Annotated in this window: 13 protein-coding genes; 9 read left to right on the top strand and 4 right to left on the bottom strand. The window is 42.4% G+C overall.

Annotated elements, in window-relative coordinates; genetic code table 11:
• Positions 1-65 precede the first annotated feature (65 nt).
• Positions 66-521 (bottom strand): AraC family transcriptional regulator, encoded by a 456-nt coding sequence (locus tag LPB68_RS00820; protein WP_068654980.1) that lies wholly within the window; start codon positions 519-521, stop codon positions 66-68.
• 138 nt (positions 522-659) lie between these two features.
• On the opposite strand from LPB68_RS00820, the gene LPB68_RS22590 reads away from it, so the two are divergent.
• A complete protein-coding gene (locus LPB68_RS22590) occupies positions 660-872 on the top strand; it encodes a hypothetical protein (RefSeq protein ID WP_068654978.1) in 213 nt (70 codons plus the stop codon).
• A gap of 373 nt (positions 873-1,245) precedes the next feature.
• The gene (locus LPB68_RS00825; RefSeq protein ID WP_068654976.1) at positions 1,246-2,769 is read left to right on the top strand and encodes a glycoside hydrolase family 43 protein; all 1,524 of its coding nucleotides are present in this window, start codon (positions 1,246-1,248) and stop codon (positions 2,767-2,769) included.
• 78 nt (positions 2,770-2,847) lie between these two features.
• Here the strand turns inward: LPB68_RS00825 and LPB68_RS00830 are convergent, their stop codons facing one another.
• The gene (locus tag LPB68_RS00830; RefSeq protein ID WP_068654974.1) at positions 2,848-3,708 is read right to left on the bottom strand and encodes a helix-turn-helix domain-containing protein; all 861 of its coding nucleotides are present in this window, start codon (positions 3,706-3,708) and stop codon (positions 2,848-2,850) included.
• 192 nt (positions 3,709-3,900) lie between these two features.
• Between LPB68_RS00830 and LPB68_RS00835 the strand changes: the two genes are divergently transcribed.
• From LPB68_RS00835 to LPB68_RS00845, 3 genes are all read left to right on the top strand, one after another.
• Positions 3,901-5,604 (top strand): ABC transporter substrate-binding protein, encoded by a 1,704-nt coding sequence (locus LPB68_RS00835; protein ID WP_068654972.1) that lies wholly within the window; start codon positions 3,901-3,903, stop codon positions 5,602-5,604.
• A gap of 226 nt (positions 5,605-5,830) precedes the next feature.
• The gene (locus LPB68_RS00840) at positions 5,831-6,223 is read left to right on the top strand and encodes a metalloregulator ArsR/SmtB family transcription factor (protein WP_068654970.1); all 393 of its coding nucleotides are present in this window, start codon (positions 5,831-5,833) and stop codon (positions 6,221-6,223) included.
• A 417-nt stretch (positions 6,224-6,640) separates the two neighbouring features.
• On the top strand, positions 6,641-8,896 hold the full coding sequence (locus tag LPB68_RS00845; protein ID WP_068654968.1) for an ATP-binding cassette domain-containing protein: 2,256 nt from the start codon (positions 6,641-6,643) through the stop codon (positions 8,894-8,896).
• A 207-nt stretch (positions 8,897-9,103) separates the two neighbouring features.
• On the opposite strand, the gene LPB68_RS00850 is transcribed toward LPB68_RS00845, so the two are convergent.
• A complete protein-coding gene (locus LPB68_RS00850; protein ID WP_068654966.1) occupies positions 9,104-10,600 on the bottom strand; it encodes a glycoside hydrolase family 43 protein in 1,497 nt (498 codons plus the stop codon).
• Positions 10,601-10,774: 174 nt separating this feature from the next.
• On the opposite strand from LPB68_RS00850, the gene LPB68_RS00855 reads away from it, so the two are divergent.
• On the top strand, positions 10,775-11,704 hold the full coding sequence (locus LPB68_RS00855) for an ArsR/SmtB family transcription factor (RefSeq protein WP_068654964.1): 930 nt from the start codon (positions 10,775-10,777) through the stop codon (positions 11,702-11,704).
• A 223-nt stretch (positions 11,705-11,927) separates the two neighbouring features.
• Positions 11,928-13,100 (top strand): MFS transporter, encoded by a 1,173-nt coding sequence (locus LPB68_RS00860; RefSeq protein ID WP_068654962.1) that lies wholly within the window; start codon positions 11,928-11,930, stop codon positions 13,098-13,100.
• 166 nt (positions 13,101-13,266) lie between these two features.
• Here LPB68_RS00860 and LPB68_RS00865 read toward each other — a convergent pair whose 3' ends face one another.
• On the bottom strand, positions 13,267-14,013 hold the full coding sequence (locus tag LPB68_RS00865) for an EcsC family protein (RefSeq protein WP_068654960.1): 747 nt from the start codon (positions 14,011-14,013) through the stop codon (positions 13,267-13,269).
• A gap of 837 nt (positions 14,014-14,850) precedes the next feature.
• Here LPB68_RS00865 and LPB68_RS22595 point away from each other — a divergent pair.
• Positions 14,851-15,003, top strand: a complete 153-nt coding sequence (locus LPB68_RS22595; protein ID WP_157891897.1) for a hypothetical protein — start codon at positions 14,851-14,853, stop codon at positions 15,001-15,003.
• Between the two features lie 10 nt (positions 15,004-15,013).
• A complete protein-coding gene (locus LPB68_RS00870; protein WP_237087905.1) occupies positions 15,014-15,472 on the top strand; it encodes a phosphotransferase in 459 nt (152 codons plus the stop codon).
• Positions 15,473-15,560 lie beyond the last annotated feature (88 nt).

Here is a 15,560-nt window from a genome sequence, read left to right on the forward strand (position 1 = left end):
TAGTTCGGCTTAACAGAAGGGAGTAGTTTGCTACGGCTACTACTCCTTTTTCTTGTCAAATAATACTATAACGGTATTACAGGCACACATAACTCGCAATAATCGTTGTAAATCATATCACCCTTGTATCTTTCAAGAATCGGTTTGGTATCAATTTGATATCCGCTGTTTTGTATCGCTGGAAAAATTTCAACCCATGCTTTTTGAATATCTTCCACTGTATGTTTGATTGTGTAAATAACATATTTCCCACCAGCAAGCTCACTTTCACATATTGAATTATCCATTTGATAATCGGCTGATATGACGACACAAGCATCATATCGACAGTTTTCGGAAGGTGTCGTCTCTGGGTTATCTTGCGGAATTCCGAGTATTATTGCCGATTCAGTAAGTAGATTTTTCTCCTTCATCCATTTTTTTAACTTTTCCATTACATGAATATTTCCAGGGCCATATTGTCCAACTTGTCGCATATATGCGATACGATATGTTGGAAGATTTTCGACGACAATATTCATATCTTCATTGTCCTTTCTATATCATATTTGCTACATTTCGTATGCTATCATGATATAAAAATATAATCATTTGATTTTTTTCATAATTCAAAACGTAGAGCCAAGAACCCCGAAGCGGTGATGAAGCACATTGATTTCATGACCAGAACTGAAACGGGACGGGTATTCAAGAACGGCTTTGAAGGAACACATTATACGGTGGAGGAGAATGGGCAGTTGGTGGTGAGTGACCAAGAAAAGTACACGAAGACCTGGTACAAAGATTGGTGGGCCAAAGAGAAGGACAACGTACTGGTATGGAGCGATTTCTACGAGATTTATGAACAGCAGCAGGCTGCTTTCAAGCAATAAAGTATCATGCTGCCCCAGTATTTGCCGTGTCGGCGACGAGTGCTATTTGGTCACGAGTTTATTGGAATATTTCCCTGGGGTCTTTATGCGTGTATGAACAAAGCAACTCTAATTACAATTTAACAAGAGTAAACGACAGCGTGGGTAAGTGGCGGGAGTATTGATGTCTAGATAATGCTACTTATACGACTTGAAAATGAAGGTTTATTATCTTGGATGTGAAATATAATGGATGTGGATTTAATGGAGCTTTATTTTCTCTATCCCATCTAGAAAACGTGAGGCACCACCGACCTGTGTGCGTTTATGAAACCGATAAAAATAAAAAGAAGCATAAGATTATCTAATGCTAACTAGACAGGAGTGCGGTTATATGCAATATACTAATCCCGTAATACCGGGCTTTCATCCGGACCCCAGCATTTGTCGGGCTGGTGATGATTATTATTTGGTCACAAGTACATTTGAATATTTCCCTGGAGTGCCTATTTTTCATAGCAAAGATCTAGTCAACTGGCGACAGATCGGTCATTGTCTTACAACAGAAGTACAGTTGCCATTAGCTAATTCATGGAGTTCAGGAGGGATATTCGCACCGACAATCCGTTATCATAACGGTTGGTTTTATATGGTGACAACCAACGTAAGCGGAGTCGGGAATTTCTTTGTTAAAACGAAAAACCCAGCAGAAACATGGTCAAATCCGATACTTGTTGCCCAGGACGGAATAGATCCATCGCTAACATTTGATGATGACGGACGCGTATACTTTCAGTCTTCCCGCACCGGTGATCAGGGTCATGCTATTTATCAGTGTGAAATCGATATTGAAACCGGCAGCATGCTGACAGAGAGCCACCTATTATGGAAAGGAAGTGGAGGGGCTTATCCGGAAGCTCCTCATGTATACAAAATAAAGGGTTACTATTATTTGATGATCGCTGAAGGTGGCACAGAATATGGACATATGGAAACCATCGCAAGAAGCAAACATCCATTTGGACCCTATGAATCTTATTCAAATAATCCTATTCTCTCGAATAGAAGTATGGAAAGTAGCATACATGCAACCGGTCATGCAGATTTGATAGAGACTCAGGACGGCAGCTGGTGGGCTGTTTGCTTGGGAATCAGACCGGCCTCATACCCTATGGCTCATCATTTAGGCAGAGAGGTGCATCTTGCTCCTGTAAGCTGGACATCTGAGGGTTGGCCGGTAATCGGCAATGACACGCATATCGAAACAGTCATGGAGTCTCCGAAGCTACCCGAAGTCCAATGGCCTGAGAAGTCGATCAGAGATAACTTTGACAGTTCAAATCTTAGATTGGATTGGACCTTTTTGCGAAATCCCGTGCAAGGAAGCTGGTCATTACAGGACCAACCAGGACATCTAGTACTGCATGGACATAAAACGTCTTTGAATGAAACGGGTTCTCCTGCCTTTGTAGGCAGACGTCTTTGTCACTTCACTTGTAAGGTAGAAGCACAGATGGAATTTGAACCGCTTAACGATGGCCAAGAAGCAGGATTAACCGTATATATGAACGAAAAGCATCATTATGATCTAGCTGTAAGGTCTATAGAAGGAAGCAAAATGATAGTCTTTCGGCGAACTGTCGGTTCACTGAAAGTAGAAGAAATCCGTGAATGTCCGGAGGGGCCAATTGTGCTTCAAATTCAGGCTCTGCGAGATAAATTTATAGCTTCAATCCGCACTCCAGAAATCGAACCCATTGAAATGGGGTGGGGGGAAACTCATTTTCTTAGCACAGAAATGGCAGGAGGTTTTACAGGAGTATTTGTTGCCATGTATGCAACCTCTGAAACGGGAGAATCCGCCCCTGCGTTATTTGATTGGTTCGATTATGAGCCGGTTGAATTGATGGAGAAATAAAAATAAATTTCAAGTGATTGTTGCAGCAGCTCAGAAGAGCCAGCTGCTATTTTTTTGTAAGATAGGGGACTAACGTATTTATTTTTTATTTCTAAAGGACTTAGGAGACATACCGTATGTTTTTTTGAATTGGCGCGTGAGGTAATTGCTGTCGTTAAAGCCGCACTCGTATGAGATTTCCGTAATTGAAAGATTAGTTTGATTTAACAACGTGCATGCTCGTTCTAAACGAAGACGCTGTAGATAAGCGATCGGCGTTGTCAGATAATAAGCCCGAAATAATCTATTTAAGTGTCTAACCGAAATATCTGATTTGGTCGCTATTTCTTCAAGTGTAACTTGCACAAGATAGTGATCCTCAATATAAGAAATCGCATTTGCTAGGTGCATTAGACTGGCATCTATTCCTTTCTCCTGATGGTCATATTGTCTTGATAAATAAACGACAAGTTCCATAAATCGGGAAGCGAGCATGGTTTTATAGCCGTGAATTTTCTCTTCATATTCCTTAATCATGATCGAAATGAGGGAGGCGACGTACTCCAGGCTTACAATCGATATGTTAAGTTTGCTTTTATAAGGATTAATACTACGATAAAACGGTTCCAAAATAAAAAGGGCTTGAAAACCGTTCAATGTTCGCAGATCAGATCCGGCAGAATTGAGCATTTCAGGTTTGTACATAATATTGCAAATTTTGAAGTCATACGGGTCCTTATAGGCATGCGAAGTTCCACTGTTAATAACAAAAACATTACCTTTTTTGATAAAAGATTCTTCGCTATTGACGATATGGGTAGCATGTCCATTCAGCACAATGACAAGTTCAGAAAAGTCTACATGGTTATGAAACGTAGTGTTCTCCTCATGTGATCCATACTGAATGAAAAAGGGGAAATGCTCATCCCTCGTAAACAAGTTCAAATATACATTACTCATACTTAATCGATTCCCACCTATAAAAAATTTATAATGTCTATATCATGCTATTTAATGACCTGAAAATCAAGGTTAACCGCCAAATTAATAGTTAAAATGAAAAAGGTAAAAGGGTAACATCAAATGATTAGGATGCCCTTCACAGATCAGTACGAAAGTCATATTTTGATAAAAATAAGGGGGAAAGATGGGATGATTACAATCTTATCCAAAAAAATTGGAATACTGGCTCTGACTAGTGCACTGCTTATTTCGGCAGGTTGTAGCAGTTCTGGTAACGATTCCGCTAGTACCAAATCTGGTAACAACGCAGACGATACAAGTCCAATTACGTTTTCTTTCTTTGGCGCTGACGCAAGTCCTAACTGGAACAACATGCAGGATGATGTGGGTAAAGAAATTACCGCAAAAACTGGCGTTACGCTAGAAGCGGAATACGATGTTGGTAGTGGCGGAGGACAAACCAAGATCGCTTTGATGGCGGCCAGCGGCCAATACCCCGATATCGTATATGCGAAGGGTGAACTCAACAAACTAGTTGATGCCGGAGCGATCATTGATCTAACAGATCTTATCGATCAGCACGCTCCCAATATTAAAAAGGTTATGAATAGTAACATGAATCGTATGAAATACAGTAATGATGACCAAGCAATCTACTCTATTCCGACTAACATTGGTGTAGATCAACAGGCCTTTGATGTAACCAACGGGTTTGAGGTCCAGCTTCGGGTATTAAAAGAACTGGGGTATCCAGAAATTAAAACGGTACATGATTTTGAAAGCGTACTAAAAGAATATGTAGCTAAACATCCAACAACGGATGGACTACCGACCATCCCACTTACACTGAACGCTGATGACTGGAAGATCATGATTACGGTAACCAATCAGGCTGATGTGACAACAGGTGGAACAAATGATGGCGAATATCATGTAAATCCCGATACTTATGAAGCTATGCTTCACTATAAACGGCCAGAAGAAAAGGATTATTTTCGCTGGTTAAATCACATGTATAACACAGGTCTGCTTGACAAAGATTCTTTTGTTCAAAAAGAAGACCAGTATAAAGCCAAAATTGCCAGTGGACGAGTACTTGGTCTCACCTCTGTGGAATGGGAATACCAGGACGCTGAAAATGCCTTGAAATCCGAAGGGAAGGACGAGTATACTTACGGGCATTTTCCGGTGACTTTGAATGAGCAGTATAAAGATCACTCTTTGCAGTCGATTGGTGTTGATGGATACGGTATTAGTATCACAACCGATTGTGAAGATCCGATCCGCGCGATCAAGTTCCTTGACTGGTTATCCTCAGAAGAAGGTCAAGTACTGAGAAACTGGGGCATTGAAGGCAAGCAATATAATGTAGAAGATGGGAACCGTGTTATTCCTGACGATATTCTTGACCAAAAAGTAAACGATGCGTCGAATTTCACGAAGGAAACAGGCATCGGTCTATATTCCATTTTTGGAGTCCGATATGGGGATGGCGTTAAAGATTCCACTAATAATTACTATACAACCAACTTCCCAGAACAAATTATCGCCAGTTACTCTGATGCTGAGAAAGAAACTTTAGCAGCTTATAACGCAACAACCTGGAAAGATTTGTTCCCCAGCGAAGATGAATTTCCTGTCAAAGAGTGGGGCGCATTATACAACATGCAGGCACCAACAGATGGAGACTATCCAGTCATTTATCAGAAAACACAAGATATTGTCCGCAAACGGATCCCAGAAGCAATAATGTCCAAACCGGCTGATTTTGATGGAATTTATGACAATTTTATTGATGAGTTGAACAAAGCTGGAGCAGAAAAAATGGAAAGTGAATATTCCGAATTGGTCAAAGCAAGAGTATCGCTCTTCACCGGCAAGGACGTTCAGTAATACCAAAGAGATTAGTAAGATGAAAAAGGCGACTTCTTCTTCGAATTATGAAGAGAAGATCGCCTTTCTTAAAATATAAGAAAGTATAAGTTGCATTAAAAAATACGAATCCGCTGGATATGACAATACAAGCATCATATCGACAGTTTTCATGTGGAGTTTAAGATTGTATTTGACACGACACCAAATGGTGTCTAAATATAAATAGTCATTTGGAGAGAATGTTGTGAACGATAATAACCAGTCGCGGGATGTATTTGACGCGATTGCAGACCCAACTAGGCGCCGACTGATTTACCTGCTAGCAGAGGCAGAGGAAATACCGCTTCATGAATTAACAGCACAGTTTCAAATGGGCCGTACAGCGGTATCCAAGCATTTGACAATCCTTAAAGAGGCCGGACTAGTACTTGACCGAAAAGTCGGCAGAGAAACGCGGTTTAGGCTGAACGCCTCTCCACTCAAAGAAACGGTCACCTTGACGCTTCAGGATTTAGGAGGCGGAAAGGTGAACCTTCATCTCGAACAATCCGGATTCTCAAATACTCAAGGACTCGAAGGTGCTAAGTATGGCTGGAGTGCTTGGTGCATCGAGCTTGAAAAGGTGTTGGAACAATAACCGCATTCGGCACTAACTATCTCCTCTCAAATGCTAATTTAGTGGGAACGATAATTGACTCTGCTTGACCGAATCATCATTAACCGGCTGCATGTCTTATGCATGCAGCCGGTTTATGTCTACTTAAGTCAATCTGATAAGATGGATAATATGAAAAGGTATCCTTTACAAAGTCCGGAGTTCAGTTCCCATTATGATTTTCTTAATTGAAGAATGGAGAGCATGAGGGTGGAGCCATCTCTAACCAATAAATTGTAATGTAAGGACACAATCTGAATATTCGGGAAAAAGCTATCGCATCATCTCCCTGGTTAGAAAAATAAAAGATGCAAATACGGGCTGCTGGACTTTCTATGCACGACGAATGGTACAATGTAAATTTAAGTTGAAATTAACACGATCGGAAGGATGTTAATCATGAGTGAATCTAATCAGGAATTTATCGTAATCTCAGGTGCGAGGGAAAACAATCTCAAGAACGTATCCTTGCGCATTCCCAAGCGAAAAATCACGATTTTCACCGGGGTGTCCGGATCTGGCAAGTCATCGATCGTCTTCGATACGATCGCCGCAGAATCTACACGATTGCTGAATGAGAACTTCAGCATGTTCGTGCGCACTTTCCTGCCCCGCGTTCCGCAGCCGGATACGGACGCGATCGAGAACCTGAGCATGGCCGTTATCGTGGATCAGAAACGGCTGGGCGGTGGTTCCCATTCCACGATGGGCACGATCACCGATATTTCTCCTATTCTTCGTCTTCTCTTCTCCCGAGTGGGCCAGCCTTTTGTTGGATCAGTGAACATGTTTTCGTTTAACGATCCGCAAGGCATGTGTCCCGAGTGCAACGGGATCGGTCGCAGGCTGGGCGTCGACATGAGCAAGGTGCTGGACAAGTCAAGGTCGCTGAATGAAGGGGCTATTATGTTACCTGACTATTCGGTAGGCGGCTGGGAGTGGAACATGATCGTGCAGTCGGGGGACTTCGATCTCGACAAGAATTTGAGCGATTATTCGGATGAGGAACTGGAGCATCTGCTGTATGCCAAGGCGAGGAAAGTAAAGATGGATTTCGCCGGAAAGGCAACGAATATTACAGTGGAAGGCGTCATTGAGAAATTCACCAACAAATACATCAAGCAGGATGTGAAGACGAAGTCCGAACGCACGCAAAAAGCGGTTACGCCTTTCATTTCCGAGGGCCCCTGCTCCAGTTGTCACGGCGCTAGACTCAGTCAGGCCGCGCTCAACTGTAGGATCAATGGACTCAACATTGCGGAGCTGTCCTCCATGGAGGTCGGACAGCTCATTAGCGTCATTCAGGAGATTAACGACGCGATCGCTGCGCCGGTCGTCAAGTCGCTGACAGAGCGGCTGCAACATCTGGTGGATATAGGACTTGATTACTTGACGTTGGACCGCGAGACTGATACATTGTCCGGTGGCGAGTCGCAGCGCGTCAAGATGGTGAAGCATCTGAGCGGCAGTCTGGTGGATGTCACTTATATTTTTGATGAGCCCAGCGTTGGCTTACACCCCCGTGATGTACATCGGTTGAATGAATTGCTTCAGAAGCTGCGCGACAAGGGCAATACCGTAATTGTCGTCGAGCATGATCCCGATGTGATCAAGTTGGCAGATCATATTGTCGACGTCGGGCCTTATGCTGGTAGCCGAGGAGGTATCATCGTGTATGAAGGAAGCTACCAAGGCCTACTGGAGGCAGGTACACTGACAGGTACCCATATGAAGCGGCCACTCCAGCTGAAGTATGATTGCAGGCAGCCATCCGGCAAGATGTCCATCAAGGATGCCGTACTGCACAACCTTCAGAACGTGAGTGTAGATATTCCAACCGGAGTGTTGACAGTAGTTACCGGTGTCGCCGGCTCAGGCAAGAGTACGCTGATTAACCAAGTATTTCTCAGCCAACATCCGGATGCGATCGTCATCAACCAATCGGCGGTAGGCGTGTCAACACGCTCGAATCCCGCGACCTACACGGGCATTATGGATGATGTGCGCAAAGCGTTTGCTTCTGCGAACAAAGTCAATCAAGGATTATTCAGCTTCAACTCCAAGGGGGCTTGCGAAAACTGCCAAGGGCTAGGTGTTGTTTATACTGACCTCGCATTCCTCGACAGCGTGAAGCTGCCATGCGAAGTTTGTGGAGGCAGACGATTCAAGGAAGAAGTACTCGAGTATAAGCTTAACGGCAAGTCCATTGCAGAAGTTCTCGAGATGACAGTGGAGCAGGCATTAGAATTCTTCCAGCTGAAAGAGGTTGTGCGCAAGCTCCAGGCGATGAGCGATGTGGGGCTGAACTATATAACGCTCGGCCAGCCGCTCAGCACGCTATCGGGCGGGGAATGCCAACGCATTAAGCTAGCAAGCGAGCTTCATAAACAGGGCAGTATCTACGTGTTGGACGAGCCGACGACCGGTCTGCATATGTCAGATATCGGTCATCTACAAGAGATCATGAATCGCCTTGTGGATGCCGGCAATACAGTAATCGTTATCGAGCACAACCTTGATGTGATCAGCCAAGCGGATTGGATCATCGATATGGGACCGGACGGAGGCAGCAAGGGCGGCCAGGTGGTATTCGAGGGCACACCGGCGCAGATTATCCATGCGGAGCAGTCGATCACAGGAAGATACTTGATGTAATCATCAATCCTCGTTGGTGCAGAGAAAATGGAGCAGGAATATACCAAATTAGTTAAAGTAAGAATGTTTCTCTTTACAGGTAAGGATGTACTATAATATTAACAAGCATATTGAAAAACCCTTACCAGCTTGAGGTAAGGGTCTTTATGCGTGTATGAAACAAAGCAACTTTGATTACAAATTATCAAGAGTAAACGATCAGACACATTAATAGTACTCGCAGCTAAAACGTGAAAACACTGCATTGCAATCAGGACTTTCTCCTGTGGCATATAAACCAATAAGTACACCTGTAAATCCTCCTGCTATTTCTGAGGAGAGATATTTCGTTTGCGCAGATCCAAGTAAAGTCTCAGTATCTTCAATCTGAACATAGAAGTGATAAAGAGTAGGAGTGGCCTTAATAATCAATGTAGCATGATTGCAATGGCCCAATTCTATAGCTTTTTCAGTTGATTTGATATCTCCGATATTAAGTCGTTCGATGACCTCGTATCCATGTTGATGGTTACGCAAGGCTAAATCATAATGGTGGTTTTCATCCATATAAAGAGTAATGCCAGCTTCACCATTCGTAAGGCTGATCTCACAAGAAATAACCGCGTTGAAGTCTTTTTGACGAATACCTAAAAATGTCGGGGATGCCGGAACATCTAGCGTCACTCCAGTTCCTTTAAGCTTTACCTTATCGGATTCTAACTGATAATGTTCTGCAACCGGATGACGAAGATAACACCAGTCCAGATTCCAATCCGTGTTTTCGAACGTGAAGACCTTTTTCTCTTGTTGAATGATTGTGTCAGTGATACGATCTGTCTCGAAACTCATAAGAGTGGTACCTTTATGTCCTGCCGTAAACCAGTCGTCTTCGCCAAAAGCAACTGGAGTAAGGAAAACTTCGCGTCCCAAGTGATGAAACGTAAGGTACTGTCCGGTTTGCCGGAATCCGAGATGAAGGAGCCACCAATTCCCTTCCTGATCTTGAACCAGATCACCGTGGCCGACTCCTTGCAGCTCGTAACCGCCTAAATTACGATTGGTCAGTACAGGATTGTTCTTATAGGCTTCGAACGGGCCGGAAGGTGAATTTCCGCGCGCATAAGTGACCATATGGCCATACTCCGTTCCGCCTTCAGATACCATCAGATAATATCGTCCATTAATTTTGTAAAGATGAGGACTTTCCAAATAACGTCCTCCGGTACCTTGCCAGACCGAACGACTTGGCGTTAACTTGCGTCCGGATTCAATTTCAATTTCGCACTGGACGATACCGCCAACTCCGTAATCGTCAGTCCCATTGCTCATGAAATACGTTTTACCCTCTTCAAAATATAAATCCGGATCGATCCCACCCTGGTCAACGTAGATTGGTTCAGACCATTCTCCGTAAATATCGTCAGTCCAAACATAGAAGTTTTGGTGTGTAGTGTCATTTGTGGTCGTCATGTAGAATCGTCCATTGTTATGACGCAGAGTGGGAGCAAATACACCTCCGGAACTGTTCACGGTGTCCAATTGAATCTGGCTTTTCCGGGTTAGGCAATGACCGATTTGGGTCCAATTTATCAGATCTTTGCTTTCAAAAATCGGAACGCCAGGGAAATACTGAAAGGAACTGCAGACAAGATAATAGGTGTTGTCCACTTTACAAACGCTTGGGTCAGGGTAGAAACCTTTAATGACTGGGTTATTGTAGTTCAATTGTCCACCTCTTCTTTAAATTTACATAAATAAGAATTCATTGTGATTACAAGCTAAGAAAATTAAACCCTATTGATCAAAAACTTTCAAGGCAATAGGGTTGAAGGTTCGCTTTAAATTTATTAAATTAATATATATATGATTTCAATAAATATCAGTCAGGAGATTATGTTTATGTTAAAAGCGAACGGGGAACCGAAATTCATGGCTTTATATGAAGCTCTGGCAAGCGATGTTAGATGGAGGATTATGGGTTTGATTGCGGATAACGAAATGAATGTGAAGGATATTGCAACATTGCTAGAACTTAGCCCCTCCATCATCACCATGCACATACGAAAACTCGAACAAGCTGAATTAATCGGGAGCCGCAGGATACGTCTAAATGGAGGAACTCATAAAATGTGTTTCCTCAAACAAAAAAACATCGAGATTAAACTACCATCCACCAGTATAACCACGAGGATTAGAGAGCAGACGATTTCTGTCGGTCATTATACCGCTTTTGAAGTACATCCTACATGCGGGCTCGGCACTCGTGAAAAAGAAATCGGAGTTTGGGATGACCCGCGCTATTTTCTCGATCCTGAGCGGGTTCACGCCGCCATTTTGTGGTTTGGAAAGGGCTATGTAGAGTACAAAACGCCTAACTATCTGCTTCCTGATCAAATTCCAGAGGCAATCGAGATTTCGATGGAACTTGCTTCTGAAGCGCCTGGCCTCCGTGATCATTGGCCTTCGGATATCGGATTCACGTTAAACGGTGTTTCGCTTGGAAACTGGACAAGCCCAGCAGACTTCGGAAGAGCTGCGCGTGGCAAGTATACGCCGGAATGGTGGCATCGAAATGTGAATCAATACGGATTATTGAAAACGCTCCGCATTGATTCATTGGGAACATTTATGGATGGAGAGTGCATGTCGGACGTGACTGTTGAGGATGTTATGCTAACGGAAAAATTCTGGACGCTTCGTTTCGTGGTTGATGAGAATTCCGTAAACGTTGGTGGATTGACGCTCTTTGGGGCTGGATTTGGTAATCATGACCAGGATATTGTAATTCGCGTATATCAAAACGATTTACATAGATTAAGGAATACCTAAAACGATGGAATAAATCTGAAATATCATATTATTGATATATTTAATCAAAATATAGGAAGTTTTCACTAATGAGATTCAATAATATTATATTTGTGATTCGAAGTTGGAATCAGATGAAAATTATAGATATGGAAGATAGGTAAAGAAAAAGTGAAAAGGAGAAAAGTATTCCAATGAATAACGTTAATAATGTAACAAAATCATTAATGAGGAGAGAGCCACGATGGTTATATTACTACTACTAATTATTTATCTCACATTTATAGGTCTAGGATTGCCAGACGCTTTGCTTGGCAGCGCTTGGCCCATTATGCAGCACGATATAGGTGCCACAGCAGAAATGGCTGGGTACGTAGCGTTAATGGTCTCATTATGTACGGTAATATCGAGTTTATTTGCTAGCCGATTGTTGCACAGATACGGCACAGGAAAAGTAACATTGGTCAGCATACTGTCTACGACGATTGCTTTGTTTGGATACTCTTTTTCAGATGATTTCATATTTCTAGTTCTTCTTGCTATTCCTTTGGGATTTGGTGCTGGTTCCGTGGATGCGGCATTGAGCAACTATGTAGCACTACATTTCAAAGCCAAACATATGAGTTGGCTACATTGTTTTTGGGGAATTGGAGCAGTTACGGGGCCAATTGTAATGTCATTTTGGCTGAATCATGAGAACAACTGGCGTGCGGGATACACTACGGTAGGGTTAATTCTATTTACTATAGCCGTGATATTATTGGCGTCGTTGTCTTTATGGAAGATCTTCGAGACAAGAAGAATAGAAGAAGGAAGCAACGAAAGAAAACTGGTCAGCAACAGGGAGGCTTTACGGATTCCGGGTGTGAAAATGTCCATGGTTACCATGCTCTGTTACAATGGTTCCGAAACAGCCGTTGGCCTATGGATGGCATCCTTTTTTATAGGAAATAAAGGGGTATCTCCGGGCACAGCAGCAGCTTTAACCTCCTTATTCTTTATCGGAATCATCATTGGACGAATTATATCTGGATTTCTTTCAACTAACGTATCTAGTAAAAATCTGATAAGATATGGCGCAATTGTAGGCTGTATTGGACTATTTATTCTTGTTTTGCCTGTCACTTATTGGATTGCGGCAGGAGCCCTATTTATGATGGGGTTGGGAGGAGCACCAATCTTTCCAAGTATTGTTCATGCAACACCGGAACGTTTTGGAGAAAAAGCTTCCCCAAGTGTAATTGGACTTGAAATGGCAAGCGCTTATATAGGTTCAACACTAATCCCATTAGTCATGGGTATTATTGCAAGTCAATTTGGAATGTCTATGATACCTATTATTTTGTTCATCCTTTTTAGCATCATGTTGGTATCTTCTGAAATGGTTAACGTAGTCTTGAGACGCAAGGTTGGATAACATTTGTATAGATGTGCCTATGTATATGTGTTAAAAACAGCTTACATAGCCACTCATTGAAATGATAGTTTATTGAAGAAACGAAGGCAGCAGATCTTAATGATCAGCTGCCTTTAGGTTTGTCCAAGCAACCATGTTTCTAGGATGTATATGGCGACAGAGAGAATTAACCCAAAACCTCGAAATCATCTTGCAATTTGCGCAGGCGGTAAGCGTTCATGGCGAATTCGCGGAGTTCTTCTAGAATGGTGTAATTCGCCCATGCGCCTGCGAAAGCTCCTATCCCAGGCACCATCTGAAGCATTTTCCGGAAGTCAATTGCGTCGCGATACTCGATTTGAAATATCCCCCAGTCCATATTCCGGGAGTATTCGGTGTCGGAGAGCCATTGTTCCTTTTCAATATGCCAATGCTTGATCGAATCCAACAACCTGGCACGGTTTTCCGACCCCGAAAACGTCATTTGAAATACCTTGAGAATGAATACCCTCTCGGAGAAATGTTTGGTGTCATAACCGTAAACATGCGCCAGCTCGAACAAAAATTTCATCTTGATCGCAATTAAAGCTGGAAAGTCTACCATGCTAAACATAATGCCGCCAGCTCCCGTTCCAGCACCTTCGGCAACCGCGATTTTTTGGTACAGGGCAAACAGCTCTTTCGCTTCTTGATCAGCAGACTCCAGTTCCAGAGTACGCTGCACCGGACGGCTAGGCGTATATTCCGCACCGAACAGTGCCGTGCGTACGATCGATCGTATGGTGGTCGTAATGATGCTGTGCACCTTCGGGGGAATCAAATGATTAATTCGTTTGCCGATAGTTTTCGATGTGTTTTCCAGCCATCCCGGAGGTTTGAACATTTGTTGTTCCCAGTTCGCAACTTCCCTCTTTACTTTATGTTCGTAATTCATGTTCAATCGCTCCTCCAAAAGACTTAGCTCTATTGTAAAGAATATCTCTGTGATTCGGAACAGACCGCGGCCGGGTACCGGACCTCGACTAAAGTCCAGCATCGCATAGAGGAAATATAAGATTGATATGTTCAACTCGAATGCCATTAAAGGTTTCTTGTGGTCCCTCACTTGAAGGTCGCAACGGACAGGATGTTTATATTTGGGGTTATTTCGGGCTAGAGTACATCTGTGTTCCACTTATTGGGGAATTCAGTCCTGGTGTTACCCAAAATATTGAATTTCTCCAACGGAACAATGCTAGCGACCATGTAACGCAACAATCCGTAGAGAACTTTTTATACACAAATTTGTGAACAGAAATAATGACATATACGAAGTGAACGACCGTAAAGATTGGCGAGATTGGCAAACTCTTAAGTAGCAAATTTGATCAACATCGATATTTTCTTAACATGCACTATGGAATCGAAATAGAATTTGGTATGCTCTTACAACTTTTTACACGTTAAATTTATAGAAAGTGCGGGGCTAAAGATATGTGATTAATACAGAGAGAGTAAGTTAGAGCAGGTACTTTTACGTGTATAACTTAAGACACGTTCATAAAGTTTTGAAGTGATACATTCACCATACTTTGTAATTATCCTTCCTGATGTTCTTAAAGAGGAACGCTGAAAAAACGAAGCAGGATAATTTAATTATATTTTTTTTACTATCCAGTTTATCAGTAGAAGCTGGTAAACTGGATACATTCTATTACGTGTTTATCTAGGAAGAGACAACTTTTTTGAAGAAGGTTATTTTAAATATGTTACTAGCTAAAGGAGAGATGCTATGATTTATAACGAGGTTGTTAAGATCGGTGATGCACATTTACTTCCATTAATATCGGAGTTGTACAAGTTGGAAGGCTATGAAATAAAGCTATTCTCTGCAGATGCTGGTAGAACACTTCAAAACTTTAGAAGATTTGGACATAAATCGTGAGTCTTACGGTATGGTTCATTTTGATTACAGCGATGGGAATTATATGATAGATTTTGATACAGGGAACATAACTGTTTTTGACTTCGATAACTCATGTTTCTGTTGGTATATGTATGACCTAGAAAATCTATGGACACATGGCGTGGGCTGGATACAATTTGAACAAGACGCCGGGAAACAAAGAGAGTTTATGGATGATTATTTTAATACAGTACTCGAGGGATACAAATCCGAGACCGAGATTGAAGATTCGATGTTGGATAAGTTACCATTATTCATTCAAATAACCCTCGTTGAAAATATAGTAGATGCATTCGAAGTGATGCGGAACAATGGAGAAGATCCAGCGTGTGATGAAGAGTTGTCCTATCGCATAAAATGTCTGGAAGACGATATCCCCTATGTGGGATTTTTCCATGAAATTTACTCGTGTGATGAACCCTTTGAGTATGAGGTGCGGAATATTTAGTCTGTGGTGGGCACATTCGGCATCCTTCTGCCTCTTCATGAGGTAGAGGGTTATTTTCGTTTATTTGGGCCGCAGCGGTTATAGACAG

The sequence above is a fragment of the Paenibacillus crassostreae genome (assembly GCF_001857945.1).
Taxonomy (GTDB): domain Bacteria; phylum Bacillota; class Bacilli; order Paenibacillales; family Paenibacillaceae; genus Paenibacillus_AQ; species Paenibacillus_AQ crassostreae.